The sequence below is a fragment of the Psychrobacter sp. JCM 18901 genome (assembly GCF_000586435.1).
Taxonomy (GTDB): Bacteria; Pseudomonadota; Gammaproteobacteria; order Pseudomonadales; family Moraxellaceae; genus Psychrobacter.
Genome location: NZ_BAWH01000001.1, coordinates 254,390 through 280,682 on the forward strand (window position 1 = coordinate 254,390; position 26,293 = coordinate 280,682).

Annotated in this window: 26 protein-coding genes, 1 tRNA gene and 6 pseudogenes; 21 read left to right on the top strand and 12 right to left on the bottom strand. The window is 42.2% G+C overall.

Annotated features, from left to right (window positions below; genetic code table 11):
- Window positions 1-471: 471 nt before the first annotated feature.
- Window positions 472-717, top strand: a complete 246-nt coding sequence (locus TT11_RS01255) for a hypothetical protein (RefSeq protein WP_201572470.1) — start codon at window positions 472-474, stop codon at window positions 715-717.
- Window positions 718-795: 78 nt separating this feature from the next.
- Here the strand turns inward: TT11_RS01255 and TT11_RS01260 are convergent.
- Window positions 796-882 (bottom strand) — tRNA-Leu (locus TT11_RS01260).
- 151 nt (window positions 883-1,033) lie between these two features.
- A complete protein-coding gene (locus TT11_RS01265) occupies window positions 1,034-1,807 on the bottom strand; it encodes a ferredoxin--NADP reductase (protein ID WP_101205461.1) in 774 nt (257 codons plus the stop codon).
- Between the two features lie 426 nt (window positions 1,808-2,233).
- Between TT11_RS01265 and tsaA the strand changes: the two genes are divergently transcribed.
- From tsaA to gspK, 8 genes and pseudogenes are all read left to right on the top strand, one after another.
- Window positions 2,234-3,091: a tRNA (N6-threonylcarbamoyladenosine(37)-N6)-methyltransferase TrmO gene (gene tsaA, locus TT11_RS01270; RefSeq protein ID WP_261868819.1), complete on the top strand. Its 858-nt coding sequence runs from the start codon at window positions 2,234-2,236 to the stop codon at window positions 3,089-3,091.
- A 59-nt stretch (window positions 3,092-3,150) separates the two neighbouring features.
- Entirely contained in the window at window positions 3,151-4,938 is a 1,788-nt protein-coding gene (locus tag TT11_RS01275) for a GspE/PulE family protein (RefSeq protein ID WP_261868820.1), read from the top strand.
- Window positions 4,939-5,095: 157 nt separating this feature from the next.
- Window positions 5,096-5,883, top strand: a pseudogene (locus TT11_RS01280) (TatD family hydrolase).
- 233 nt (window positions 5,884-6,116) lie between these two features.
- Window positions 6,117-6,799 (top strand): annotated as a pseudogene (locus TT11_RS01285) (TetR/AcrR family transcriptional regulator).
- Window positions 6,800-7,166: 367 nt separating this feature from the next.
- On the top strand, window positions 7,167-7,796 hold the full coding sequence (locus TT11_RS01290) for a prepilin-type cleavage/methylation domain-containing protein (protein ID WP_370587745.1): 630 nt from the start codon (window positions 7,167-7,169) through the stop codon (window positions 7,794-7,796).
- A 20-nt stretch (window positions 7,797-7,816) separates the two neighbouring features.
- Entirely contained in the window at window positions 7,817-8,302 is a 486-nt protein-coding gene (gspI, locus tag TT11_RS01295; protein WP_261868821.1) for a type II secretion system minor pseudopilin GspI, read from the top strand.
- Entirely contained in the window at window positions 8,299-9,144 is an 846-nt protein-coding gene (gene gspJ / locus TT11_RS01300) for a type II secretion system minor pseudopilin GspJ (protein ID WP_261868822.1), read from the top strand. The genes gspI and gspJ overlap by 4 nt, the downstream gene beginning before the upstream one ends.
- A 48-nt stretch (window positions 9,145-9,192) precedes the next feature.
- Window positions 9,193-10,260 carry a type II secretion system minor pseudopilin GspK gene (gene gspK / locus TT11_RS01305; RefSeq protein ID WP_261868823.1) on the top strand — a complete coding sequence of 356 codons (1,068 nt, stop codon included), beginning with the start codon at window positions 9,193-9,195 and terminating at the stop codon, window positions 10,258-10,260.
- A 22-nt stretch (window positions 10,261-10,282) separates the two neighbouring features.
- On the opposite strand, the pseudogene TT11_RS01310 reads toward gspK, so the two are convergent.
- From TT11_RS01310 to ychF, 4 genes and pseudogenes are all read right to left on the bottom strand, one after another.
- Window positions 10,283-10,964: pseudogene (locus TT11_RS01310) on the bottom strand (TetR family transcriptional regulator).
- A 104-nt stretch (window positions 10,965-11,068) separates the two neighbouring features.
- Window positions 11,069-12,437, bottom strand: a pseudogene (locus tag TT11_RS01315) (deoxyguanosinetriphosphate triphosphohydrolase).
- A 323-nt stretch (window positions 12,438-12,760) separates the two neighbouring features.
- Window positions 12,761-13,375: a hypothetical protein gene (locus TT11_RS01320; protein WP_261868824.1), complete on the bottom strand. Its 615-nt coding sequence runs from the start codon at window positions 13,373-13,375 to the stop codon at window positions 12,761-12,763.
- A gap of 128 nt (window positions 13,376-13,503) precedes the next feature.
- A pseudogene (gene ychF / locus TT11_RS01325) lies at window positions 13,504-14,598 on the bottom strand (redox-regulated ATPase YchF).
- A gap of 409 nt (window positions 14,599-15,007) precedes the next feature.
- Between ychF and TT11_RS01330 the strand changes: the two are divergent.
- From TT11_RS01330 to TT11_RS01365, 11 genes and pseudogenes are all read left to right on the top strand, one after another.
- Window positions 15,008-15,373, top strand: a complete 366-nt coding sequence (locus TT11_RS01330) for a UvrD-helicase domain-containing protein (RefSeq protein ID WP_261868825.1) — start codon at window positions 15,008-15,010, stop codon at window positions 15,371-15,373.
- Window positions 15,351-15,707 carry a UvrD-helicase domain-containing protein gene (locus TT11_RS01335; RefSeq protein ID WP_261868826.1) on the top strand — a complete coding sequence of 119 codons (357 nt, stop codon included), beginning with the start codon at window positions 15,351-15,353 and terminating at the stop codon, window positions 15,705-15,707. The genes TT11_RS01330 and TT11_RS01335 overlap by 23 nt, the downstream gene beginning before the upstream one ends.
- Window positions 15,598-16,668 (top strand): ATP-dependent helicase, encoded by a 1,071-nt coding sequence (locus tag TT11_RS01340; protein ID WP_261868827.1) that lies wholly within the window; start codon window positions 15,598-15,600, stop codon window positions 16,666-16,668. The genes TT11_RS01335 and TT11_RS01340 overlap by 110 nt, the downstream gene beginning before the upstream one ends.
- Window positions 16,604-16,945 (top strand): hypothetical protein, encoded by a 342-nt coding sequence (locus TT11_RS01345; RefSeq protein WP_261868828.1) that lies wholly within the window; start codon window positions 16,604-16,606, stop codon window positions 16,943-16,945. Before TT11_RS01340 ends, TT11_RS01345 begins: the two co-directional genes overlap by 65 nt.
- On the top strand, window positions 16,945-17,214 hold the full coding sequence (locus TT11_RS01350; RefSeq protein WP_261868829.1) for a 3'-5' exonuclease: 270 nt from the start codon (window positions 16,945-16,947) through the stop codon (window positions 17,212-17,214). Before TT11_RS01345 ends, TT11_RS01350 begins: the two co-directional genes overlap by 1 nt.
- Window positions 17,215-17,590: 376 nt before the next feature.
- Window positions 17,591-17,686 (top strand): annotated as a pseudogene (locus tag TT11_RS16815) (hypothetical protein); the annotation flags it as partial.
- Between the two features lie 10 nt (window positions 17,687-17,696).
- On the top strand, window positions 17,697-18,332 hold the full coding sequence (locus TT11_RS16820; RefSeq protein ID WP_370587731.1) for an NAD(P)/FAD-dependent oxidoreductase: 636 nt from the start codon (window positions 17,697-17,699) through the stop codon (window positions 18,330-18,332).
- Window positions 18,329-18,589 (top strand): hypothetical protein, encoded by a 261-nt coding sequence (locus tag TT11_RS16825; RefSeq protein WP_370587732.1) that lies wholly within the window; start codon window positions 18,329-18,331, stop codon window positions 18,587-18,589. Before TT11_RS16820 ends, TT11_RS16825 begins: the two co-directional genes overlap by 4 nt.
- Complete coding sequence (locus TT11_RS16830) at window positions 18,567-18,710, top strand: FAD-dependent oxidoreductase (protein WP_370587733.1); 144 nt, start codon at window positions 18,567-18,569, stop codon at window positions 18,708-18,710. Before TT11_RS16825 ends, TT11_RS16830 begins: the two co-directional genes overlap by 23 nt.
- Window positions 18,711-18,963: 253 nt before the next feature.
- Complete coding sequence (locus TT11_RS01360; protein ID WP_261868830.1) at window positions 18,964-19,125, top strand: hypothetical protein; 162 nt, start codon at window positions 18,964-18,966, stop codon at window positions 19,123-19,125.
- The gene (locus TT11_RS01365) at window positions 19,106-19,306 is read left to right on the top strand and encodes a RidA family protein (protein WP_261868831.1); all 201 of its coding nucleotides are present in this window, start codon (window positions 19,106-19,108) and stop codon (window positions 19,304-19,306) included. The genes TT11_RS01360 and TT11_RS01365 overlap by 20 nt, the downstream gene beginning before the upstream one ends.
- Window positions 19,307-19,466: 160 nt before the next feature.
- Here the strand turns inward: TT11_RS01365 and TT11_RS01370 are convergent, their stop codons facing one another.
- Both TT11_RS01370 and TT11_RS01375 read right to left on the bottom strand, forming a co-directional pair.
- The gene (locus TT11_RS01370) at window positions 19,467-20,309 is read right to left on the bottom strand and encodes an enoyl-CoA hydratase (protein ID WP_261868832.1); all 843 of its coding nucleotides are present in this window, start codon (window positions 20,307-20,309) and stop codon (window positions 19,467-19,469) included.
- 230 nt (window positions 20,310-20,539) lie between these two features.
- Window positions 20,540-21,040 (bottom strand): lactoylglutathione lyase family protein, encoded by a 501-nt coding sequence (locus TT11_RS01375; protein ID WP_261868833.1) that lies wholly within the window; start codon window positions 21,038-21,040, stop codon window positions 20,540-20,542.
- A 106-nt stretch (window positions 21,041-21,146) separates the two neighbouring features.
- Between TT11_RS01375 and TT11_RS01380 the strand changes: the two genes are divergently transcribed.
- Window positions 21,147-22,016: a LysR family transcriptional regulator gene (locus tag TT11_RS01380; protein WP_261868834.1), complete on the top strand. Its 870-nt coding sequence runs from the start codon at window positions 21,147-21,149 to the stop codon at window positions 22,014-22,016.
- A gap of 99 nt (window positions 22,017-22,115) precedes the next feature.
- Here TT11_RS01380 and TT11_RS01385 read toward each other — a convergent pair whose 3' ends face one another.
- The 4 genes from TT11_RS01385 to rplI all read right to left on the bottom strand — a co-directional run bounded on the left by TT11_RS01385 (window position 22,116) and on the right by rplI (window position 26,288).
- A complete protein-coding gene (locus TT11_RS01385) occupies window positions 22,116-23,252 on the bottom strand; it encodes a glycerate kinase (protein ID WP_261868835.1) in 1,137 nt (378 codons plus the stop codon).
- Between the two features lie 111 nt (window positions 23,253-23,363).
- Complete coding sequence (locus TT11_RS01390; RefSeq protein WP_261868836.1) at window positions 23,364-24,620, bottom strand: GntP family permease; 1,257 nt, start codon at window positions 24,618-24,620, stop codon at window positions 23,364-23,366.
- Window positions 24,621-25,176: 556 nt separating this feature from the next.
- Window positions 25,177-25,425 carry a hypothetical protein gene (locus TT11_RS01395; protein ID WP_261868837.1) on the bottom strand — a complete coding sequence of 83 codons (249 nt, stop codon included), beginning with the start codon at window positions 25,423-25,425 and terminating at the stop codon, window positions 25,177-25,179.
- Window positions 25,426-25,781: 356 nt separating this feature from the next.
- Window positions 25,782-26,288 carry a 50S ribosomal protein L9 gene (gene rplI / locus TT11_RS01400; protein ID WP_057759378.1) on the bottom strand — a complete coding sequence of 169 codons (507 nt, stop codon included), beginning with the start codon at window positions 26,286-26,288 and terminating at the stop codon, window positions 25,782-25,784.
- Window positions 26,289-26,293: the final 5 nt, after the last annotated feature.

The following is a 26,293-nucleotide window of genomic DNA, read 5'->3' on the forward strand; positions in this document are numbered from 1 at the left end:
AGTATCGATTATTAAACTATAAAGAGATTTTTCGAATATAGAACCATAAAAATATGGCAATATGCGAATAATTTATATATCAATAATTAAATATAGTGTAAGGTTAATAGTCAGAGATATATGGCGTTAAAATACTAATAGATTAAATATGGTTAACATATGTTCACTAATATATATTCTGTATGGCGCATACCTCAAGTTTTTCAGATTTTCCATACCGCCTGTCTGAATATTATCGCCTTCCATCATGAATATTATAGTTGTATGTTACAGTTCTAATGCTATCGTTTTACAATATATTAACCACGATAATCAATAGTTATGAAAGTAATAAATGGTCTTTTATAGGAATTGTATTTACCTGATAAGACATTGTTTATAGCTCATACCAAACTTATGAATTGAATACTGGTAAATTAAATTTCTAAAAAAATAGTAATGAGAAAGTTCAAGATAATTAAGGAGCTGATAATGAGTCATGAATTAAAAGGGAGCGATTTAACACGAGCAATGCTAGCGCGGGGTGATAAAAAAATATGGTGCGCAGTGTGTGATGAAAGCGATGAACAAGCGATGATGGATCAGTGTGGTAATGATTTTACAGCCTATATTGTGTCATTTAATGATGGATATTTTTATTGTAGTGCTGGCATGCCATGGAGTTATGCGGTACCAATTAAGATAAGCGCTGTCATGCCATTTGAAGTATCGATATAAGTAAATTAAGAGTTTGATAGGGCGAATATAATAAGCACAAAAAAACTCCGATAAAGGAGGCTAGTTTGTACTAAATATTGGTACCAGTGGTCGGACTCGAACCGACACGCTTTTAAAGGCAACGGATTTTGAATCCGTCATGTCTACCAATTCCATCACACTGGCATGTTAGGTGATAATAGCTATTGACTAAATATTATCTAATTGGGCTACAGTGTTGACTGTATAGGCTGCGTATTATAGCAGCTATTTACATGCGTCAAGTATTATTTTATACAATTTTTCATTTATTCTACTGGTGCTAAATAGCATCATTCTAGCCGACAAAGGCACGCTCAACTGCGTAATCTGCTTGCACACCCATACGTGGTGAAACAGTCAGGCCAAAGTCATCTAAAATAGCAGAAACCTCAGCATTAAACGGCATGCTGCCACAAAGCATGACACGGTCGTCATCTTTATTCATTGGTGGTAAACCAATATCTTCGAACAATTTGCCTGATTTCATCAAATCAGTGACACGTCCTTGGTTTCTGAATTCTTCACGCGTAACAGTTGGATAATAGATGAATTTTTCGCGATACCATTCACCAAAGATTTCATCATTAGGCAGCTCATTTTCAAACATTTCACGATAAGCCAAATCATGAACATGACGTACGCCATGTACTAAGATGATTTTGTCAAAACGCTCATACACTTCAGGATCACGTGCTAGTGACAAGAAGGGAGCAAGGCCAGTACCAGTAGAGAGCATGTAAAGGTTCTTACCTGGTAGCAGATCGTCCAATACTAGTGTGCCTGTTGGCTTTTTACTGACTAACAGCTCATCACCTACTTTGATATGTTGCAAGCGCGAAGTTAATGGACCATCTTGAACTTTAATAGAGAAAAATTCTAAATGATCTTCATAGTTAGGGCTGGCAATTGAATAAGCGCGTAATAGTGGCTTGCCATCAACAACAAGTCCAATCATCGCAAATTCGCCATTACGAAAGCGCAAGCCATCGTCACGAGTGGTTTTGATACTAAATAGAGAGTCATTCCAGTGATGAACCTCTGTGACCGTTTCGGTGCGAAGTTTTGACATAAAGTCCTCGTTAATAAGTTGTTATTTGTGTGTTAAGTTTGAATAAGTATTAAATCAGAATTTTCAATGTTAAATTGAACATTATAAAAACGTATCAGTCTTTTAAGCGTTGTCGAAACTGCTATTTTTATGAACGAGTAAATGATGAGTAAGCGTAATAGAACTAGTTTATCAGCTTATATATAGCCAGCTATTACGTCATTAGACATAGTAAATTTGCGTCAACGATGACAGCATTACCGGTCATATCGCCCAAATGTAAATGACTCTCATCAAATTTCTTGCTCATAATACCAAACTTTAAAATAAAAATCCGTCTAGCAGTGATTGTCTAGCATGATAAAATGGAATATCGTTAGTGAGTAATTTTGTATCATTTGGCAAAACTGCTTTATCAAGACAGTTTTGTATTACTGGAGTTGGTATATGCTTGATGAGAATCCCCTGTTACATAACTACCATCAAGCTCCTGTTATTGGCTATCACCGTGCGCCGCTTTCGCAAAAATTCGGTGCGCCGCGCCAGCCAAACCTAGTCGCTTTGACTAGTGTCATTGAGATGTTAGCGCCATATGATACGCCAGCTGCATTTGATGGCTTGGACAAGTTTAGTCATATATGGGTGAGTTGGCAGTTTCATCATAATTATCGATATAAAAACAACAATAAAACTAGTAGTGGCTTTCGCGCTCAAGTACGCCCGCCAAGATTGGGTGGTAATCAAAAAATAGGGGTGTTTGCCAGTCGCAGTATGTATCGTCCTTCAGGGTTAGGTTTGTCTGTCGTCAAGCTCGAACAAGTCAAAATAGTTCAAGGTCGTGTATTATTGATTATCAAAGGTGCTGATATGATAGATGGCACGCCAATCATCGATATAAAGCCATATGTGGCCTATAGTGATGCACTGATTCAGACAGAGAATGGATTCGCACCAACCGCTCCAGAATTATTAACTGTGACTGTGACCGATGCTGCTAACGAACAGTTTATGATGCTAGTAAGCGCAGGCGAGCCTAGTGATGCTAATAACAATGATACAAGTATTAAAGACGCAAACACTGGATCGAATAGTGCGACAGTTGCGTCTACGATTCATCGTATACAAAATCAACTAGTAGCCTCAGATATGAGCATTATCAAAGAATTAATTGCCCAAGACCCGCGTCCAGCTTATCGTCGGACAGAGATAGCCACACCATTCATGATGCGTTATAAATCCGTTGATGTGAGTTTTCAGTTGATAGAGTCAGGACAGCTACAGATAACTGCCGTAGTTGCAATCTAACGGGCTTGCATTGATATCATTTTTGACAACACATTTTAAAAAAATAGAAGAAGAGAGATATGTCTGCTCAACAATACTCGATAGTGATTGATTTGCGTTGGTGTCTAGATGAGCTATTGGCAGATAAAGTGATTGACCAACGCGGCTATAACCTAGTCATTACTAGCCGCCGCGACAAAGCTCAGCATCCTCTACTAACGATTAGTGAATTTGGCTTGCCTAATGGCCATGCGACGGACAATAGCGCTGAAAGTAAATTAACTTTGGCTTGGCTCAACCAGTGGTTGGCGGCTAAAGCAGATATGTCTCTCGTTCGTATTGACCCTCTAAAAGTTGATGTCCCTGCGGTCACACAATTGATGTCATTTGAATATGCACGCTCGCAGCATATTTTACCGATTGAGGTCGCTGTAGACGAAGTGGTTATCGGAACGGATCAGCCTTTTTATACTGACTGGCACTCAAGTATTGAAAAATTGATCAAATCAAAAAGCTATCGTACGGTCTATATCAATCCTGAGCAGATCAAACGCTACCGTCAAGAGTTCTATCAAGTCACCCAAGCGATCGCAGGCGCAAATAGTGTCCATAAGCGTGCAGCTGCCGATGTGACCAATGTCGAAGCATTATTGCAATTGGGTGACAATACCAACCCTGATGCCAATGACCAGCATATTGTCAGAGTTGTTGACTGGCTGTTGCAATATGCCTTTGAGCAACGAGCTAGTGATATCCATTTAGAGCCACGTCGTGAGACAGGTAAGGTACGCTTCCGTATTGATGGTGTGCTACATACGGTGTATGAGATGCCATTGGCAATCATCGTCGCGGTGACCGCACGTATCAAAATTTTAGGACGGCTAAATGTCGCAGAAAAGCGTAAGTCACAAGACGGTCGTTTAAAGACGCGAACGCCGAAGGGACTAGAGACAGAACTTCGTTTGTCGACTATGCCAACCGCTTTTGGTGAAAAGTTGGTCATGCGGGTGTTCGATCCTGAAGTACTGGTGCGCTCCTTTGCTCAGCTTGGTCTATCCGGCAAACAGCTTGAAACGTGGCATGAATTGACGGCTCATCCAAACGGGATTATTTTGGTCACTGGGCCTACAGGTTCAGGTAAGACCACGACCTTGTATAGTACTCTCAAGCAGTTAGCGACTGAACAAGTCAATGTCTGTACCATTGAAGATCCTATTGAAATGATTGAACCTGCATTTAACCAAATGCAAGTGAATCCAGGTGTCGATTTAAACTTTGCTGACGGCATTCGCTCATTGATGCGTCAAGATCCTGACATCATTATGGTAGGGGAGATTCGTGATGCTGAAACAGCCAATATGGCAGTACAAGCCTCATTAACAGGGCATTTGGTGCTCTCGACACTACATACTAACGATGCGCCAAGTTCAATCACTCGCTTGCATGATTTGGGTATTCAGCCATTTCTGACATCAGCAACTATCTTAGGCGTAATGGCACAGCGCTTGTTACGTACGCTATGCCCGCATTGCAAAAAAGCAGTAGACGTTGTGCCAGACAGTGAGGTTGCCATTCAATGGCAGGAGTTGGTACAACCTTGGCGCGCACCTGCCCCAGCGCAAATCTATACCGCAAATGGCTGTGAGCACTGCCGTCATACTGGTTATCAGGGACGAGTCGGCCTATACGAAATTATGCCATTGTCTAACGAATTAAAAAAACTGGTCGCAGCCGATACAAATTTAGATTTGCTCAAACAACAAGCCTATCGTGAAGGTCTACAGCCATTACGTTTATCAGGGGCAAAGCGTATTAGTGAAGGCGTGACAACCATAGAAGAGGTAATGCGAGTCGTGCCTCTTAATTAGTCTCATGTATTAGGACATGTATTAGTGAATAGGTTTTTAAAAGTAGGAAATACGATGCCACTTGAAAACAGCTTCCTTCACAGCAATCAATGTAAATAAGATTTAAATTTTAATTCCCATACTTTTAATTGAGAAAGTTTTAATAACGAGATTATTTATGTTTACAGATACTCATTGCCACCTCAACCGTTTAGATTTGACGAAATACGATGGTAAATTATCTGGCGCGATTGACGCCATGAAAACTGCTAATGTTACCCGTGCGATGGCAATCATGTGTGATTTTGCGGAGTATGACGAGATTGCCAATATTGTGAGCACCTACGGCGACGAGACACTAAATCTAGGATGAGTGTAGGGATTCATCCCTGTGAAGATATTGATATACTGAAATCAGCGACGGTTGAGCGTTTAATAGAGACTGCTGATAAAGAGCATGTATGGGCAATAGGCGAGACAGGGCTAGATTACTACTGGTCTACAGAAAATAAAAAAGAGCAGCAAGCCAGTCTTGCACGTCATATCCATGCCAGTCAGCAACTAAAAAAACCGCTTGTCATACACATGCGTGACGCAAAAGAAGATACGATCGATATCTTAAAGAGCGAAGGTGCTGAGCATGGTATTATCCATTGCTTCACTGAAGATTGGGAAACCGCAAAACGTGCTTTAGATTTAGGATTTTATATCTCCTTCTCAGGTATTGTTAGCTTTAAAAGTGCCCAAAATATCCAAGATGCTGCAAGGCATATGCCTAGAGACAGAATCTTGATTGAGACCGACAGTCCATATTTGGCGCCTGTGCCTAAGCGTGGTCGTCCCAATGAGCCTGCTACGTACCCTACGTCGCCAGCTTTATCGCAGATATGTATGGTTGTGATAGTAACGAGGTTGGAGCATTAACCGCAAAAAAACTTTGAAAATTTACTGGCACAGTATCGCTAAAATGGTTATGCTATGACCAGTCAGTCATTTATGTGATAGTCGTATAGTTCAATCCCCTTTAGTATTTGATTTACTAAATGTAACTATATGATTATCAATGACTATTTGTAAATATAAGCATATCCCTTTTATGGTATTTCAGCAGTTCTTGTATAGTTTTATACGCTCATTGCCAAATGTACGCACATAATTGATGGTCATATGCTTAATCTTGTCATGTTTTAGGAGAGATTATGAGTCGTCAGCACCAGTTCAAGGCACGAGAAGAGAACATCTTAGCGATGGCAGAACAATTGCTACTTGAGTCAGGCGATGGTGATATCACTTTAGACAGTTTGGCAGATCAGCTCGATTTGGCTAAAGGCACCCTGTACAAGCATTTCTCCAGTAAAGATGAGCTTTATCTGCGTATTATTATTCGTTACGAAGAGCAATTGTTTGAGATTAACCGTATTGATGACTGCCCGTCGGCAGGTGTCGCCCGTATGATTTTTCAGCAGTTATTCAATCCGCAAAAAGCCATGCTATTGAACCAAATCGAAGAGCGTTTGGCAGCATCAGTGACTGGTCTCAATCGTTTGTTTGGTGAGTTATATGATATCCGTCGCCAGCGCATGAAGCGTTTGATTGATATCATCAGCGCATACTTAAAAGATGAGCACAGTAATTTGAGTACTCGTGATTATCTATCGTCTATTTGGGCAATTGGTCAGGGCGGTGCAGGGCTTTTAAACTCAAGCTTTTACCAACGCTACTTAGGTCGCGTGATACGCTGCGTTATGCCTTTGTTCAGCAAGTGCTAGAGTTGCCAAGCCATTATCCTGCTGATGATGAAGAGGTCATGGATGAAGATATGCAAGAGCTGGTAGAGCAAATCGATACTGAATCAGAAGAGCACCGTAATACCAACTACTAAAGTAGTTATTAATAAAGTAGCAAGTAATTTTTGGGTTGTGAACCTTTCTTGGTTTTAATAAATCGTGTTGTAATGCTTACTATTGCAGCACGAATTCATATATCTTTTAATATTCTTCAAAAACTTTTTCTCATTCTGCGAAAATTAAAATTGGGCTTATAGGTGCAATATGCCGGTCACTGTCAAGACTCAGTCCAGTTCAGCGGCTATTTGCTCTTTTACTCTAATTAGTCAAACGTCTCAATCAAGCTGCTTAGATACAAGACCTACAGACCATTGTCACAGCTGCGCCTCCATATCAACTAATACCCATCACTTATCATCATTCTCATCAATAAACAGTCGGACACAGACTGGTTTTACATTGGTGGAAATCGTGGTGGTAGTGGTTATCTTGTCTATATTTGCTGGCATAATGAGTTTGTCTGTCGGTAGCAGTGAATCCCGCAAAAACCGCGCTTTTTATGAGCATTTGACCGATTCGTTGAGCTACGTTCGCCTATTGTCGGCTGAACGTATGCAGCCGATGGGTTTGCGTATGCAGGCAGATAAGCAAGGTCAAGTAGAGCCAGTCATTGTTACCCTATCAAATCCATATGTCGCGTACCAGACAACAGAGATGATGTCAGATAGCACCGACAGTCAGCCTAAGAATGCTATGGAGCTGTCGGCAGAGGTTGCTGGTCTATCAGGCTCTACTGATGAGCAAAAACCAACGCCAAGTTGGGAAGTCGAGTCGGATATCAATTTGCCTGAACTGCCCACTGGCGTGAGTATTAGAGTTCAAAGTTTGGATTCTAGCGGTTTACAGAGTACGGGACGAACCCAAACGTTACAGCCTTGGTTTAGCGATCAAAATGTACCACAAGTATTGTGGTTTGGTACAGGACAAGCAACGCCTGTCACCATTGAAGTGCTTTACGATTCGCGTTTAGTGGGCGAGGTGATTACGATAATGCCAGATGGTAGCATGCGAATCGGACAGGGGTTAGAGTGACTAAATTATATAAACCTCCTATGATAAATCAGCCTATGTCATCAAGATTTATATCACTCAAGCCTAGGCGCGAGAGCGGCTTTACCCTTATCGAAGTGATGGTTGCTCTGGCTATTTTGGCAGTGGTAGCAGTCGCGGCGAGCCGTGCTAGTAGTGCGTATCTGAGTTCGGTTGATATATTGCGTACTCGTACGCTTGCTCACTTCGTCGCCCAAAATGCCGCCGCTGATTTACGTATTCAAGAGACGTGGCTGACAGCCAACCGCACCCAAACCGTTAATGCACAAGGGCGTGATTGGCAAATATCAATGACAGTTGGTGACGCCATTACACCTGCTCTAAAAGAAGTAAATATCGCAGTTTCGCCTATTATAAATGGACAGACGCGCACATCGGTCACTGATATCACTGTGATGCTAAGTAATACTGAGCAAGATACGGGCAGTTTGGATTTAAGTGGTCTAAGCATAGCAGGTAATAGCGAGCAGGCCGGGGGCGGTCTGTGAGACATCAGCGTGGTTTTACACTGCTTGAGCTAATGGTTGCGATGGCAATATTTGCGATGTTAGCCGTTGCAGGTTGGCAGGTATTTGATGGGGTCAACCGTGCTCGTGAGCGCGCACAATTTCATGCTGACAATCTGGCTGTCTTGCAGTACGCCTATTTGCAATTACAGCAAGACATGGGTCAAATTATCCCTTATCAAGCGGCTACCCAAAGTGTCAGTGCAGCGAACAATGGTACAAGCGACAGTACTAGTTCAGATAATAATACTCAATCAAGCGAGCAAATAAACAAAATAGCGCCTAAGCCCTTTATGAGCTTAGATAGTGAGCATGTCAGCTTTGTACGCTTTGCCGATCCTGATCCAAGATATCAGAGTAGCAATAGCCTTCAACGTATCGAATATATTTTTGCGGATGAGCGTTTGATACGTCGCCAGTATACCAGTATGGAAGGCGGGCGTGACAGCGTCAGCTTGGACAGCGTATTGCTTGAGGGTGTCACAGCAGGACGCTGGCAAGCTTATCTACCAGAGCTAAGTACCATATTTCCGAGCGATGACGCTAACAGTGGTAGTAGTACAAATACCGCGGTGAGACAATCAGCGAATACAGCGAGTCCTAAGCCCACAGCTGTTTTATTACCGAAAGGAATCGCGGTTAGCTTTACATACCAAGATATGCCAATCACTTGGCAATGGGCACTCGCCCCTCAACCGATACCGCCTAGCAATAGTCAAAGCACAGCCAATAATACAGATGATAGTAGCAATGATAATGCTAATAGTGACAACAGTGGTAGTGGTGATAGGGATAATAATAGTAATGCGGGAACGAATAATTGAGAAGGTAGTAGTTAAAATGCATCAATTGCTCAATAACAAAGGTTATGTATGTCAATGACTGCAAACTCTCAACGCGGTGTTGCGCTGCTGACTATCTTATTATTGGTAGTAAGTATTACTGTGGTTGCAGGATCGATGCTTGCTAGCCAAAAAATTGCAATTAGGCGTAGTGGTCTGTTGTTCGATCAAAATCAGTTGCTGCAAGATATCGATGCAGGTCAACAGTTAACAGTGACGATGATTCGCGCTGATAGCAACCTCAATGATACGGATAGTGCGCAAGATATCTGGGCGCAGCCTATACCACCTTATACATTGGCTAGTCACAGTATCAGCATCGAGCTACGCGATGAGTCTGGTCGTTTTAACATTAATAACTTGTATCAAGATGGGTCAGCCAATACCACTGATTTAGCAGTATTCCAACGACTACTCACGCAACTAAATCTAGAGCCTGATATCGCTATTGCTATACTTGATTGGCAAGATGCAGACGGCGAGGTATATCAAGATGGCGGTGATGAAAGTACGGTATATACGCAGCAGTCAAACGCTGTAGCAACAGATGCTTTGTCAAATCAGCCTTTTGTCAGTATCGATCAGCTTCTAGAAGTGAAAGGGGTGAGTGCTGAAACATTAGCAGTATTACGGCCTTATCTTACCGCAGTGCCTTATTATGTGCCGATTAATATCAATACTGCCAGTCCTGTATTGTTAGCAGCACTAATTGATGGTGCTAACAGCCAACAGATGCAAGCACTGGTAGATATGCGTGCGCAGCAGGCGCTAGAGTCTATTGATACAGTATGGCAGTTACCGATATTTGGCAGTGTAAATGATGAGCAACGAAAAGCCTTAACGCCAATGCTCGCCGTTGATAGCCAAGCATTTATGGCGCTTATCACAGCGACTGATAATGCAACTGTCGGTCAAGCTAGAGAGCGTTTTGCCACTGTTTTGATTAGTAAAACTGTCTTTGATAATAATCAAGCAGTTAATAGTAGTCAGGCTACTAATAATAATCAGGCGAGTAATAGTAGTGGGGTAAACGGTAAAATGCCCAAGGAAGTCAAAGTAGTAACACAGCGACTATGGGCATTTCGTCCGAGCTTTTAGCAGAGGGTATTGGAATCGACGTTTAGTCCTTGAGGCGTGTTTCTTCGCTAGACTTCCAATTATATGCCCCGTAAAAAAGCATCTGTGCTTGACGAGTACAGTTATGTAGCATCAGCTGTTTGTTCTCTTCGATTTCGTTTAGATCAATTTCATCATCATGATCTTCCGTGTAAGTCAGCTCTAGCCAATCAATAATCCAAGAGAAGAACATATTTACGCCAGCCTCAGCCAATAGGCGACGGTCATAAGCATTGATATGAGTAAACGCTGGCTGCAATGCTAAGTCGTCGGCCAAACCTTGAGCGTGTATCTTAATCAACTCATTGATGGCTTTTCGTACTGCTTCTGACCCACCATAACGCTCACTGACCAAGAACTGCCAGTAATAAGGCTGATCGCTGACCATGTACAAGAATAGCTGAATACTTTTTGCGATTTGACGATCAAAGCTACGTTTGCGTCCAATCTGCAGGCTATCACTTAACGTAGCTAACGTACCGCCTAGCTCCTCAATGACCAAAGCGCGCCCGAGTGACTCCATATCATCAAAGTGGCGGTAAAACGCAGTCGGCACAACACCAACCTCGCGTGTTACTTGTCTGAGACTGATAGAGCTAAAAGATTGCCCTGTCATACATAAATCGAGCACAGCATTAAAAAAATGCGTGCCGAGTTTGAAGTTTCTTTTGTTCGCGACTGCTCATAATATTTCAAAATTGTCCGGTAGGTGTTTATCATACTCATTTCAACGCATAAATACGACTGAAATACGCCATTCATGTTAATTTACTAAACCTGCACTGGTCTTTTAAACCACTGTGCCCCAATGACCCTGCAGTTCTTGCGCCAGTCGATAAGCTTCATGGTCATTCATACCTGTAATAAAATCCAAAATATTTAAGACATTATGATAGATATCGTCAGACAAGATGCGGCGATGTTCGTCAAGATGGGGCTGTAGTAATTTTAACAGACGTTGCTGCTCAAAAGACATCGGCGGCTGCATAGTAGCAGATTGAGACCCTATCCAAGCGAGCGGCATAAAGGCATTCAATAGGCTATGCAGGCATTGATTGGCCATCAGCTCCATTCTTACTTTGCTCGGATGATTGAATATTTTTTCGCGTGCTAGTTGCTTAGCTTGATTGATACCATTTTGTACACTGGTATCGCAATGGGCAAATAGGCTACCTTGCAGCGTGCCAGCTAGCAATGCATCACTGTTGGCTACAAAAGCATCGGTGACGGTATTGACCAAACGCATCATGGATCGTGCCCGTAGGGAAGCTAGGCTTTGTCTGACAGACATATGCGCTGGCAGGTTTACGCTGCTTAGACGTTCACCAATCAGCTCATAAAATATCGTGGCAACTTCGCTATAGGTTAGCATATTCAGATTGATGCCATCTTCTAAATCGATTAGCGCATAACAGATGTCATCTGCCGCTTCCAATAAGTAAGCCAATGGATGGCGCGCAAAGCCATCGTGTTGCTCTGAGCGCGGTAAGTGCAAACACGCAGCTAACTCTTCTAGTTGAGATGCCTCGCTATAAAAGCAGCCAAATTTTTGCACGTTATAATGGTTGTCATTGACATCATTGCTGTGAGTCGCCAACCATGGATATTTCATAAACGCGCCTAGCGTGGCACAGGTGAGCCGCATACCGCCCTTATCAGGGTGATGTTCATTACGTGCCAATAGGCGAAACCCTTGAGCATTACCCTCGTATGCCAGTAAGTCTAATCGCTCGTTGCTGCTTAAATTTTGCAAAATCGCTTGCGGTTCAGGCTGCCTAAACCAATCACGAATCGCATACTCTCCAGCATGGCCAAAAGGCGGATTGCCAATGTCATGAGCGAGACAAGCTGCTTGTACGATCACACCGATGTCTGCAGGTGAAACTCCTGCTGGTAGGCCGCTACCTAGTGCATCATGAATTTTTTTCGGCAGCCATCATTCCCAAAGAGCGACCAATAGAAGAAACTTCTAACGAGTGAGTCAGACGCGTATGAATACCGAGCTGATTGGTCAATGGATGGACTTGGGTTTTCTGATTTAACTGGCGAAAAGAGTGAGAAAATACCAGTCTGTCATAGTCTTTGTGAAACTGAGAACGAGTACTGGTATTGGCGTTAAATTTTTTTGGAAGCACCAAGACGCTGTGAGTTGAGAAGATGTGACCATTGTGTGGTAGGGGACGACAAGGAAGTTGGTTTATTTAGCATATTGAAACATCCGGAACCAAGGGAACCTCTAGCATAGCAAAATAGCGCCCTTGGTACAGCTATATAGTCAGAGAACTACTAAATGGCTACGGCGTTCCCCTCCTTAGAGGTACTACTTGTACAATCTGCAGTCGGCTGCCTTGTACCCATTTTAGACTTCTTTGACTAGAGTTAATGTCCTATAAATTGGATACAGTGTGAGTATCGCTTAGCCTACTATTGGTAGTGCTTTGACTCGCCTTGCTTGTATCCAAATTATATTGAATCAACTATATTAAGACTTTTGACAGTTAAAAATTACGTCTTCCTTGTCGATAGCTACATCGCTGTCTAGTGTCTTATTGAGCAATGTTGCTTTGTCTCCATTTACTTGCCATATGATGCCGTGTGTATCGTCTAATCCAATATCGCTAGTATAGATGCCTTTATCAGTATCAGCTTTACTATTAGCAGTAGCTGTTAAATCGTATTCGATACCATCGATGAGCAAATGCGCTGTCTGTGGTGTACTGTCGCTATGATAAGAAACACCGATAGTAGCAGTAGGCTCACAAGAGAAAGGAATGCTGTTGCTGGCATGAGCTGCATGATCGTGACCTGCGTGCGCATGTTCTTCGTGGCTATGACTCTCATGACTTTGATCTTCAGGACCATGTTCCATATCACTATGCTCTTCGTGGCCGTGATCTTCATGCTCTTCATGCTTGTTTTCTTCGTGGCCATGCATTTCATGACCTTGTTCATGTTCGGCGTGATTATCTACTGGCGCTTCTCCAGATACCACTGCATCGGTATCGTTGTTTGGCTGACAGCCCAATAGAGAGCCTGCCATCACACTACCTAATATAGTAATACCTGCAAGTTTAGAGAAAGAGAAGTAATTAGTCACAGTATAAGTCCTCAAATAAGCAATATAAAGATACGTTATAATATAACAATATATAGGTAAAATAAAGCCGATGATGGAGAATATCCAACACCGGCTAATTAACTTTAAGCAAGTTGTATTGTCTAAAGTTACACGTTAAATCTAAAGTGCATAACATCGCCATCTTGCACGATGTAAGTTTTACCTTCTAGACGCGATTTACCAGCAGCAGCAGCACCTTTCTCACCTTTATATTCGATAAAGTCGTCATACGCAATGACCTCAGCACGAATAAAGCCGCGCTCAAAATCAGTATGAATCACGCCAGCTGCTTGCGGCGCTGTCGCACCAATAGCGACAGTCCAGGCACGTACTTCTTTTACACCAGCGGTAAAGTAAGTCTGCATATCAAGTAAGTCATAGCCACCGCGGATTACTTGATCAAGACCAGCTTCTTCCATATCCATCTCAGCTAGGAAGTCTTTTTTTATCGTCTTCATCAAGCTGAGCAATTTCAGATTCGATCTGATTACATAGCGCGATGACGATAGAGTCTTCACCAGTGGCATAGTCACGAACAGCGTCGAGATATGGGTTATTTTCAAAACCATCTTCAGAGACGTTAGCGATATACATGGTTGGCTTTAGCGTGATTAGACCATAGCTTCTGATCAGTTTTTTTCTCATCAGCGTCTAGATTAGCAGCGCGAGCCGCTTTACCTTCTGCTAATAATGGCTCAACTTTTTTTGAACACATCAAGCAATGCTTGCGCGTCCTTATCACCACCTTTAGCCTTTTTGGTTTGGTTGTGGATTGCGCGCTCAACAGCTTCTAAATCAGCAAGTGCCAACTCAGTGTTGATGGTTTCGATATCATCAATCGGGCTAACGCGGCCATCAACGTGGACGACATTGTCATCATCAAAACAGCGTACAACGTGAGCAATCGCATCGGTCTCACGGATGTTGGCTAGGAATTGGTTACCCATACCTTCGCCTTTTGACGCGCCTGCGACCAAACCTGCGATATCAACAAACTCCATGGTCGTTGGTAGAACGCGTTCAGGATTGACGATATCAGCCAGTTGCTTTAGGCGTGGGTCTGGTACTGGTACGATACCCGTGTTGGGATCTTTGGTACAAAATGGAAAGTTTTCAGCGGCGATACCCGCTTTGGTCAACGCATTAAACAAGGTGGATTTACCCACATTTGGTAGGCCGACGATGCCGCAATTAAAACCCATAACATTCTCTCAATGTATTAATAAAATCAGTTGGTATAAAGTTTGGTTAAATGATAAATCAAAATTGGGCACATTGTAGCAAATTTACCTGAATAGGGGTGAGGTTGTTACGGTATATGCTCAGGTTTTTACCTGATAATGATAAGCAACTTTATGATAAAAGCAGGTCATATTAGAGGCTTAAAAATGAATAAGGCGAATCAATAAGAGTGACGCATAGCTTATGTGGGCTAATAAATCCTATTTTTTTAATATGCTAAACTGTCACGCATAGATAAGGCTTGAACTTCACGTAAATTCAGCACATATATTCTGTCAATTTTAGCAAATCATACTTATTCTAAAGCTATAAACAGTCAGACATACGCTGATAATATCGCCAAAATAAAATGTAAGGCAATTTTAGACAATGACAACCTCGATTTTTGACACACGCCACTATAAATACCCGCAGAACTTCCTTGAGATGAAGCCTAAACTGACTCGGCTTGAACAGGCTATTAAAAAACTAGAGGCAAATTTAATTGATACTGATGAGACGAAGAACCTCAAGTTATTAAAGCAGAGGCTAGATAGTGGATTGGGATTAAAAGTCGATTATGCTAGAGAGTTAAATCCCGATCAGTTAATGGCCGCGACTACGATCGAAGGCAAAGTATTAGTCATTGCTGGTGCAGGTTCGGGCAAGACCAAAACTTTGACCTATCGCACCAGTTATCTATTGGAAAACGGGGTGTCGCCTAAAGAGATTTTTGCTACTGACCTTTACGCGTAAAGCGGCAAATGAAATAAAAGATCGAGCTAAATCCTTGCTAGCTAGCAGTCTTTCAAATCAAGAACTATCAGATGAAGAGTTGGCTGAGGATAAGCTGCCAACTGATAAAGCATTAAATAGCATCACTAGTGGTACTTTTCACTCGTTTTGTAATATGTTACTACGTCAATATTCAGGGCTACTCGGTATCAATCCAAGGTTTACCATTTTGGATACTGGCGATAGTGAGGACGCTATCGACTTGGTGCATAAAGAAAAAAAGTATCCTGCTCAAACCAAGGCACAAGCCTTTCCGCGTAAAAAAAACGCTGCAAAATATCATCTCGACGTCTAGAAATAGACGTATACAAATTCGTGACTTAATCGAAAGTAACTACCCAGATATTGCCGTGCATATTCCTATCATCGAGCAGCTGGCAGTTGACTTTCATGAGTATAAGCGCGCCAATCACTTATATGATTTTGACGATATCATCAGCCAAGTAGTGCGTCATTTGAAGACCAATGACACCTTTCGACAGCTACTGCAAAGCCAGTATCGTTATATTATGGTTGATGAATATCAAGACACTAATATTCCGCAAAAGCAGCTAATTGACTTAATATGTGAGCCTGAGTCGGTATCGCTGATGGTGGTCGGTGACGACAATCAAAGTATTTACGCGTTTCGCGGTGCCAATTATGAAAACATTCTGCTGTTCGGTGAGACTTATCCTCATGCCAAACTTATTAAGCTTGAGCAAAACTATCGCAGCTCGCCCTCCGTTTTAAACTATATCAATGCGTTGTCCGCGCAAATCACGCTAGGCTATCAAAAGCAGCTGTATTCTGATGCGCCGATAGAAGGACACAAGCCAGTATTTCGACGACTCAGTGATGAGCCAAAAGAAGCGGGCTATATCACTGATAAGATCATCACGCTCAAGCCAGAGTATGACTACAACGACTTTGCTGTATTATGCCGTACGTCTTTTCAGTCCAATTATGTACAGCTAGAGTTTATGGCGCGCAATATTCCTTTTATCGTCGTGGGCGGTATCAAGTTCATTGAAAGACGTCATATCAAAGATGTGTTGGCCTTTGTCAAAATACTCTATAACCCAAATGACACAATTGCTTGGCATCGTATTTTAACTTTGTTTAAAGGGGTGGGTGCAGTGACGGCGACGCGCTTAACCCAAGCCATTACTGCTGACAATAATGCATTTGAATCCTTACTAGCAGCGCTTTTTGCAAAAAAAGAGCAATCAGCTAGAACCTCTATATCATGCGCTTACCAAGGCACAGCAAGCTGAATCGGTCGAGACAGCCATTGAACATATTCTTGAGTTTTATATTCCAGTATTAAAGCTGATTGAAGAAAATTGGCGTGAGCGTACCGAAGATTTTCGGGTGCTAAAGAACTTAGCGACAGAGCACACAAGCCTTGATAGCTTTTTAGAAAATCTCGCTTTAGACCCACCTAATGATTCGGTTGCTGTCATGGGTAATCTGGATAATGGACAAGACAGTAGCAATGACAAAGTTACTATCTCGACTATTCATAGTGCTAAGGGACTTGAGTGCCAGTAGTGTTTGTTAACTCATTGGTAGATGGCATCACGCCGCATCATCGTTCTTTAGATGACTTTGAAGCGTTAGAAGAAGAACGTAAGCTGTTTTATGTTGCCTGCAGTCGTGCCAAAACCCAGTTATATCTGACGGCACCGAACTACTTTTCTAGTTATTCTGGATACTTTGACAAACCGTCACGTTTTATCGCTGAGCTATCTGCGGACGAGGTAACGGTTGAGACGACAAGGCGAACCATGATAGAAGACGATGATCCCATTTGGTGGTAATACTCTATGTTTAGTTGATTATCCAATCAATTAAACATAAGCTAATAAAACCGTTCAGTAATATAGATAAGTGAGCTGTCGAATACTTGAGTATTTTATAACTAAAAACATTGGATAATTTGACGCTGTTTTCCCTAAAATTGTTGCTAGATTATTGCTCAGAGCTAGTATTATTCCTATCAAAAATACCTTCTCAAAAACCCCATAACCAAAAGTATGTGACGCGAAAATATTTCTCAGATAAGGGTTTCAAATTTATCCTAATGCGTTACTATTACCACCTAATTCTGTTAGACCCTTATATTTGATACTCTGTATTAACACCCTAAGAAAAGGATAGGTTATGCGCTACGAAGTTATCGTTATCGGTGCAGGTATGGTTGGCACGTCAGTCGCGTGGCATCTACAAAAAAATAACTCAAATGTATTATTGTTAGACAAAAAAATTGCCAGGGTCAGAGACCTCATACGGCAATGCAGGATTGATTCAGCGCGAAGCCATTCATACACATCCTTTTCCTCGTCAGCTGACAGACATGATCAGAGTGTTACCAAACCAAGGTACCGATATTCGCTATCGTATTCCGGCCATTTTGCGTTATCACCAAGCGCTGCTTCAGTACTGGAAATACTCTACACCTGCTTCAGTCAAAAAGATTGAATCAGAATGGCAGACGTTGATTGAACATTGTACTAGTGAGCACCAAACCATGATTAGCGCTTCTGGTGCTGACGAGCTCATTACTCGTGATGGTTGGTTGCAATTGCATCGCTCGGAAGAGACGTTTAAAGAAGCGCAAGTATCAGCTATCGACGCGCGCAACCAAGGTGTTGAGCATAACGTACTAAACCTTGAAGAGCTCAAAGCAATGGAGCCTAGTGCCAATTTTGAAGGTTTCGTTGGCGCAATTCATTGGAAAAATTCTTGGCAAGTATCGAACCCAAGCTCACTCGTGAAAGTTTATGCAAAAAACTTCCAAGATATGCAAGGTACGATCAAAGAAAGCGATGTGAAAGAAATCATAAAAGACGGCGAAGGCTGGAAAGTTATCACTGATAACGATACCTACTATAGTGATAAATTGGTTATCGCAGCGGCCCATGGTCTAATGATTTGATCAGACCACTTGGTTATAACTTGCCATTGTTCCCAATGCGCGGCTATCATCAGCATTTCAAAGTGACAGAAAAGAACACCATCAATCACAGTATGTTTGATATGGACAAAGGCTTTGTGATGGGGCCAATGCAGCAGGGTATCCGTATCACTACTGGTGCTGAGATGACCACGATGAATGCGCCAAAGAACTTTGGTCAGTTAAAAACTGTATTGAAGCTGGCTAAAAAAAATCTTGCCACTAGAAGATGCAGTTGAGAGTGAAGCATGGGCAGGCTCTCGTCCTTGTATGCCTGATATGAAGCCAGTAATCGGTCCTGCTGACAAGCATGACAAACTATGGTTCGCATTTGGTCACAGTCATCAAGCTTTACCTTAGGCCAATGACAGGCGTCTGGTTGAAGAGATGATCCACGATAAGCCTACATTAGTCGATCTTGCACCATTTAGTGCCCAGCGTTTTTCTAACTAAGCGCGTATCTGATATATAGTTGATCCAATTTAAGAGCGGTACAAGGCAACCGAGTGCAGATGTATATGTCATACTTCAAGCGAGGTTAACGCTGTAACGCTTTTATAGTGGATTGACTATAGTTAGCACAGACTTAAATTAATAAATAAAAGGTATAGACATGATTAAGAAGCTACACAGCAATCAACGTATGAGCAAAACCGTAATCCATAACCAGACGATCTATTTGTGTGGTCAGGTAGGTAATGCAGAAGACGATATCAAAGCGCAAACATTGACTTGTCTAGAAAAAAATCCAAACGTTGCTAGAAGAAGTTGGTAGTGATAAATCAAAGCTACTATCAGTAACGGTTTGGATTAAAGACATGGCTGACTTTGCTGCTATGAATGAAGTTTATGACCAGTGGTTTGAAGGTATTCAGCCACCGGCTCGCGCTTGTGGTGAGTCAGCATTGGCACGTCCTGAGCTATTGGTTGAGATGATCGCTATCGCTGCTGAGTAAAGACTGCTCATAGTACCTATAGCACCTGTATTAAATAGAAATAAAAAAGGCCATAATAGCGATATCGTGGCCTTTTTTTTATGCTTGGTAATAATCAAATTTAAATATTGAAAAAGGGCGTACTAGCTTTCTAGATAAAGCCTACGCTATATGACGTCAGCTAAGCAATAAAGTGATTATTATTATAGGAATTAGCACACTTTCCATACTGCTTGGCGTTTCTCAATAAATGCATCAATCCCTTCACCACATCGTCTGCCATCATATTGTCCGTCATTACTTCACTAGCATAGTCATACGCATCTTCAACGCTCATACCCAGCTGCTTATAAAACATATCTTTGCCAGTTTTTACTGCCATCGGAGACTTGGTAGTAATCGCTGTTATCAATGATTGTAGTGTTTGATTTAGTTGCTCTGCTGGTGTGACTCGATTGATCAATCCATATTGCAAGGCAGTATGCGCATCGATGAACTCACCTGTGATTAGCATCTCAAACGCTTGCTTACGAGGTAGGTTACGGCTGACAGCAACGGCAGGCGTGGAGCAGAACAGTCCAACATTTATCCCAGAGGTGGCAAATTTTGCATTATCAGCGGCAACGGCTAAGTCACAAGCGGCGACCAGTTGACATCCTGCGGCTGTGGCAATGCCTTGTACTTTTGCAATGACGACTTGTGGCATATGGTTGATGGTAAGCATCATTTTGCTACATTGTTGGAATAGGGCACGGTGAAATGCTGCATCTGAGTGTGCGCGCATTTGTTTTAGATTATGACCAGCACAGAATGCCTTGCCTGTCGCTTGAATAACCACGACTCTGATCGTATCGTCTTGAGCGATATTATCCAGTTCTGCTTGCATGGCAGATAGTACTTCAACGGACAGGGCATTGAATTGTTTGGGTTGGTTTAAGGTGAGCGTGACGACGCCACTTTCTTTATTGTCTTCTCTAATAACCAGAAGGTCGTCTAGGTCTAGAGTGGTGCCTAATTGAGTCATTTATCATCCTTGATAATGGGTGGTTTGATTTGGCAAATGCTACTATTTATAAAGCTATATAAAGCGATTTAAATAGTAGCATGACTCATATTCTATACAATAAGTGACTGACATAGAAAGCTCATAAAAAATAGCGCACTCAGATGATGAGTACGCTATTGGTTTCTCAGCTAGATATAAGCTAAATCTATACTAACTTAAATTTATACTAAGCTTTATTTACAATGAACTTAGTATGCGCCTTCGCTATAGATAAGCTCGTAGCTGTGGCTATAGATTTCAACGATGTTACCGAACGGGTCTTCCATATAGATCATGCGGTAAGGTTTTTCGCCAGGGTAGTAGTAGCGTGGTTTTTCCATACGCTTTTTACCGCCTGCTGCAACCATACGCTCAGCCAACTCTTCAACATTTGGATCTTGGACGCAGAAGTGAAAGATACCTGTTTTCCAGTATTCAAAGTTGTTTTCAGGGTTTTCTTGGTTTGTAAATTCAAAAATCTCAACACCGATACGGTCACCAGTAGATAGATGAGCGATACGGAAGCTGCACCAACCTGCACCGAATACTTCAGTACACATCTCACCGATCGGGCTATCATCTTCGACAATCTCAGTTGGTTCCATAATGGTGTACCAACCCATCACTTCAGTATAAAATTTTACAGCAGCATCTAAGTCAGGGACTGAAAGACCGATGTGCGAAAAGCTTCTTGGATAAACGTTGTTCATAGTTTGTGCTCCTGTTTGCTGTATTCTTGTTTAACGTGAGGCAGTATACAAACGCATATTCATTATGTAAAATTATTAAATATTATATAAATAATTATGAAAAGTAATGATAAATATCACATGGTTACGCACCTTTTGCACGCTTGCTGAAGTTGGGCACTTTACTCGCACGGCTGAACGTCTATATATGACACAGTCCGGTGTGAGCCAACACATACGTAAGCTAGAAGAGCAGCTGGACACAGATTTGTTAATTCGACAAGGAAAGCAGTTCTCATTGACCAATGCAGGTGAGCAGCTCTATAAAGAAGCAGGCGAGATATTGCAGCGATTATCAAATTTAGAGCAGCGCATCGGTGAAGATCCGCCTTATGAAGGATTGGTGCGGTTGATGTCACCGGGGAGTGTGGGACTTAAGCTGTATCCGCAGCTTTTGACACTACAGCAGCAGCATCCAAAGCTAGTGATTGATTACCGTTTTGCACCCAATTCTGATATTGAGCGGGCGCTGGCTAATCACGAGATTGATATCGGATTTATGACGGATATCTCAGATGATGAAACGGTTAGTTGTAAGCCTATGGCGCAAGAAACATTGATACTAGTAACCCCTGCGGCTACAGTAGAGCCTAGTTGGGAGCAGCTTATCGAGCTTGGATTTATCGATCATCCAGATGGTGCCCATCATGCAGGCATGCTACTAACCGCCAATTACGAGCAATTCCAGCATATTAATGATTTTGAGAAAAAGGGCTTTTCTAATCAGATTGGTCTGATTTTAGAGCCAGTCAGCAGGGGAATAGGCTTTACTGTTTTGCCAGCACATGCCGTGGCTGCTTATCCAAAGCCTGAGCTGATTAACAGTCATCATTTACCAGTTGCCGTTAGTGAGACGCTATATCTGGCAGTCAGACGACAGCAGGCACTTTCTAATAGAATGCATACGGTCATTGATGAAGTAAAAAAATGGCTATAGATATGTTGAGAGTGAATGATACATGCACAGCTAACAAAGGATTAATAAAGGGTTTAATAACTGTGCATTTAGTGAAGAAGGTTTATTGATAGATTGCGACTATTTTAAAGTCTGCCCAAGTTTGATACTTGCAGCGATATTAGCAGCAGTCGTTTCAATGTTGTTATAAGCAGAACCCAACACATTATCGATCGTATCTACTTTTTGGATACTTGGCATCACAACATTGAACTGACTGGTCTGAGCAGGTTTTAGTCCATCGACACTGCCGCAGATAGCGATAACAGGTGTGCGGCTAGCCTTAGCGATTTGGCTGATACCACCAGCTACTTTACCCATGGCGGTTTGTGCATCGAGCTTGCCTTCACCTGTGATGACAAGATCAGCCTCTGCGATATGCTGTGACAGGTGAGCCACTTCGGCAACCGTATCAAAGCCTGACTTTAGCTGAGCGTCAAAGAACGTCATCATCGCATAGCCAAGACCGCCTGCCGCGCCAGCGCCTGCAACGTGTTGACAGTCTTCATAGCCATGCTGTCCACATATGGTCGCGAAGTGACTGAGTGCCTTGTCCAAGATATTGACTTGCTCCGGACAAGCACCTTTTTGCGGGCCAAACACGGCGCTGGCCCCAAGCAGACCACAGAGCGGATTGGTCACATCACAAGCAACTTCAAATACCGTGTCTGATATCTTTGCGTGAAGGTTAGTATTATCGAGTTTGTGCAGGCTGGCGAGGGCACCGCCGCCATGAGTGAGCAGACTGTCATTGATATCATGAAAGGTGATCCCGAGGGCCATTAGCATACCAAGACCTGCATCATTGGTTGCGCTACCGCCCAGACCGATAACGATACGCTTAGCCCCTTCCTCCAAAGCATCAGCGATCAGCTCCCCAACGCCATAAGTGCTAGCAACGATAGGATTACGCTCATCGGCTGTCAATAAATGCAACCCGCAGGCTTGAGCCACTTCGATAACAGCGGTCGCGTCAGGCAATAACAGATACTTTGCCGTAATCGGTCTCATCAATGGGTCATGTACTCTGACTTCTTTCCAGCGCCCGCCCAATACATAAGACAATACCGCAGAGGTACCTTCACCGCCATCGGCCATTGGCAACAGCTTATAGTCAGCATCTGGAAACACTTGACTAAAGCCAGATTGAATAGCATGGCACACGTCCAGTGCTTCTAAACTTTCTTTAAACGAGTCAGGGGCGATCAAAATTTTCATACGGCTCTCTTTGAATATCTTAATGACACGATCATTGCGATAGTGTCATGTTTTAAAACATTTATTTAGTAATAATCAAATAAACGTATGTAAAAACAGCTAATCTTAGGATTAGATAAACACTAGTGTCAACAACCAGATAAATACGATGCTAGTCACACCTTGGATACCAGTGGCCATTGAATGAGCTTTGTACGCTTGTGCCACGCTCATGCGACTAAACTGGCTAACGATCCAAAAGAAGCTGTCATTGGCATGCGAGATGGTCATGGCACCGGCACCAATTGCCATCACGCAGAACACGCGTCCAAGTTCGCTGTCTAGGCCAATCTGGCTCAATAGTGGGGCAACCATAGCAGAAGTCGTAACCAATGCGACCGTGGTTGAGCCTTGTGCTGTTTTTAGCGCAGCAGAGACGATAAATGGCATAAAAATACCCAATCCTAAGGCAGATAGCGTCGAACCTAGATAATCGCCAATCGGCGTCACTTTTAGCATGGCACCAAATGCGCCACCAGCACCAGTGATCAATAGGATAGGGGCTGCTACTACCAAACCTTGCGAGATACTATTGCTGATTTCTTGCGTTTTTTGGCTTGATTTAATCAAGAAAAAGGATAAGAACAAACCGATAAGTAGTGCAGTAAGCGGATTACCAATGAATATCAAAATCTCCGCTACCATGCTACTACCAAACGGTGCGCTTGGGAAATTAGCAACCGAAGACAGGCAGATTAATATGATAGGCACGATAATCGGTAAAAACGCCATTGTTGTTGAAGGCAAGTGACTGTAATCATCACGAGTCTTCATTCCTTCAGGCATTGCTGCTAGAGCATCTGCCGCATTGATATTGTCAGGAGTGGCGTTAAGGAAGCGATTAGACCACCACCAACCAGCTAATACCGCAACTGCTGTCACGACCACACCGACCATAATGACCAAACCTAGATTTGACTCTAGACCTAAGTTACCTGCCGCTGCGATTGGGCCTGGCGTAGGTGGGACAAAGGTATGGGTAGCATATAGACCAGTGGCCAAAGCAATACTCATCGCGACACTTGATACATCTAAGCGCTCAGCCAAAGACTCTTTTAGAGAGTTCAAGATAATATAGCCAGAGTCACAAAATACAGGTATAGAAACGACTGCACCGACGATAGACATGGTCAAAGTAGGGAAGCGTGGCCCCAATACTTTGATGACGGACTCTGCCATTACGATAGCCGCACCTGTTTTTTCAAGGATTAAGCCAATAATTGTACCAAATACAATCACAAGACCGATATAGCCTAAGATACCACCGAAACCATCAGAAATCGTTTTGGCGACAGTATTAAGCGGTACTTGATAAAATAGCGCGACCAAAAAAAGCGGACAAGATCAATACTAAAAAGGGATGCCACTTTAGTTTTGCGGTAGCGAAAATAATAAAAAGAATGGTCAGCACAAGCCAAAATACAATCATCACTGTCTCAATATGGTTTATATCTTAATTGATTACCAATGCAATATAGCCAATTATATCGAGATTAAACAGTATATAGCTTGCTAAGTCTACTCTGTGTAGTACTTTCACAGGCTTTTACCATGTCTACATTTAAACGATATCGAACCAACTATCTGCATCACTAACGATACGAAATTTTAAAGGGGCATACTTTATAGCAAATAGACGCCGCTAGGAAATAGATTCGTTAAATAGTTGGCGCTGTTGACAAAAAAATCGAGAGATACTTAATTTTGAAATGAGAGAAGTTAGTAATAAAACGTCGAAGAGGTGTGTGGAAATACTTTTATAACTAGCAATTGCTAATACTTCAAACAAAAAAACTGGCCATTTATAATGACCAGTTTTTGTCTAAACAATATTTACCTACCTGAGTAATAATTATTTTTAGGATAGGTATTCTAAGAAGTACCGTTATTTATAGTTAGGCAATCTTATCAAAAAAAGCTTTGTTATTGGTAGCAGTTGCAGTATCAAAGCTGACGTAAATGCCTGATCATCTAGCGTAGCATACCAATGATCGTCGTTACCACTGGTTAGTAGCTGAAAGTATTTGTCATTGACTATTCTGCCAACTGTATACACCTCTCCTTCGGAGTAGTATGCATTACCTTGAGTACAGATAAGCTTGTCATTGGTATGGATGTTATTATTTTCTTTCATGTTCTTGCGCCCTATTAGTACATTAGATAGCAGTAGATTATCAATTCTGCTAATAGTAATAAAGATGATTATATAGGCAGTATCTTGTTGTTTGGTATAGCGTTTTTAAGGTAGTTGTTGCATTTAGTTACTACAACATTGCATAGATAACACCGCTATCATAGCAATAGATTTTTTGAGAACCCTAAGCTGTTTAGGAATATATAAAATCCACATTTATTGAGATAAAGGGGTGCAAGTTAGTGATATAAATAATCTAAATACATAAACTCTAATGTCAAAAATGACGCACGTAAAAAAAAGCCAGCAACCTAAGTTGCTGGCTTTTTACAGACTGAGTCTAACTATATAGAAGATTACTCTTCAGAATAGTCTTCTTCAGCAGCTTCTTCGTCAGCTGAATCTTCATTGTTACCATCTTCAGAAAGAATAGTAACTAAGATGCTAGCAGTAACGTCATGATGTAGCTGAATATCAACATTGTATTCGCCAACTTGACGTAGAGTGCCTTCAGGTAGCTTGATTTCAGCACGGTCTACTTCTAGACCTGAGTTAGTCAATGCTTCAGCGATATCGCGAGTACCGATAGAGCCGAATAGCTTGCCTTCGTCACCAGATTTCGCACGCATGATAACATTAACGTCAGTCAATGCATCAGCACGCTCTTGAGCAACAGCGATCTCTTTTGCTTCTTCAGCTTCAAGTTCAGCACGACGTGCTTCGAACTTTTCAATGTTAGCTTTAGTAGCAGGTAGTGCTTTGCCCTGAGGGATAAGAAAGTTACGTCCGTAACCTGGTTTTACATCGACAGTTTCACCGAGTTTACCAAGGTTGACGATACGCTGTAACAAAATAATTTGCATGAGTC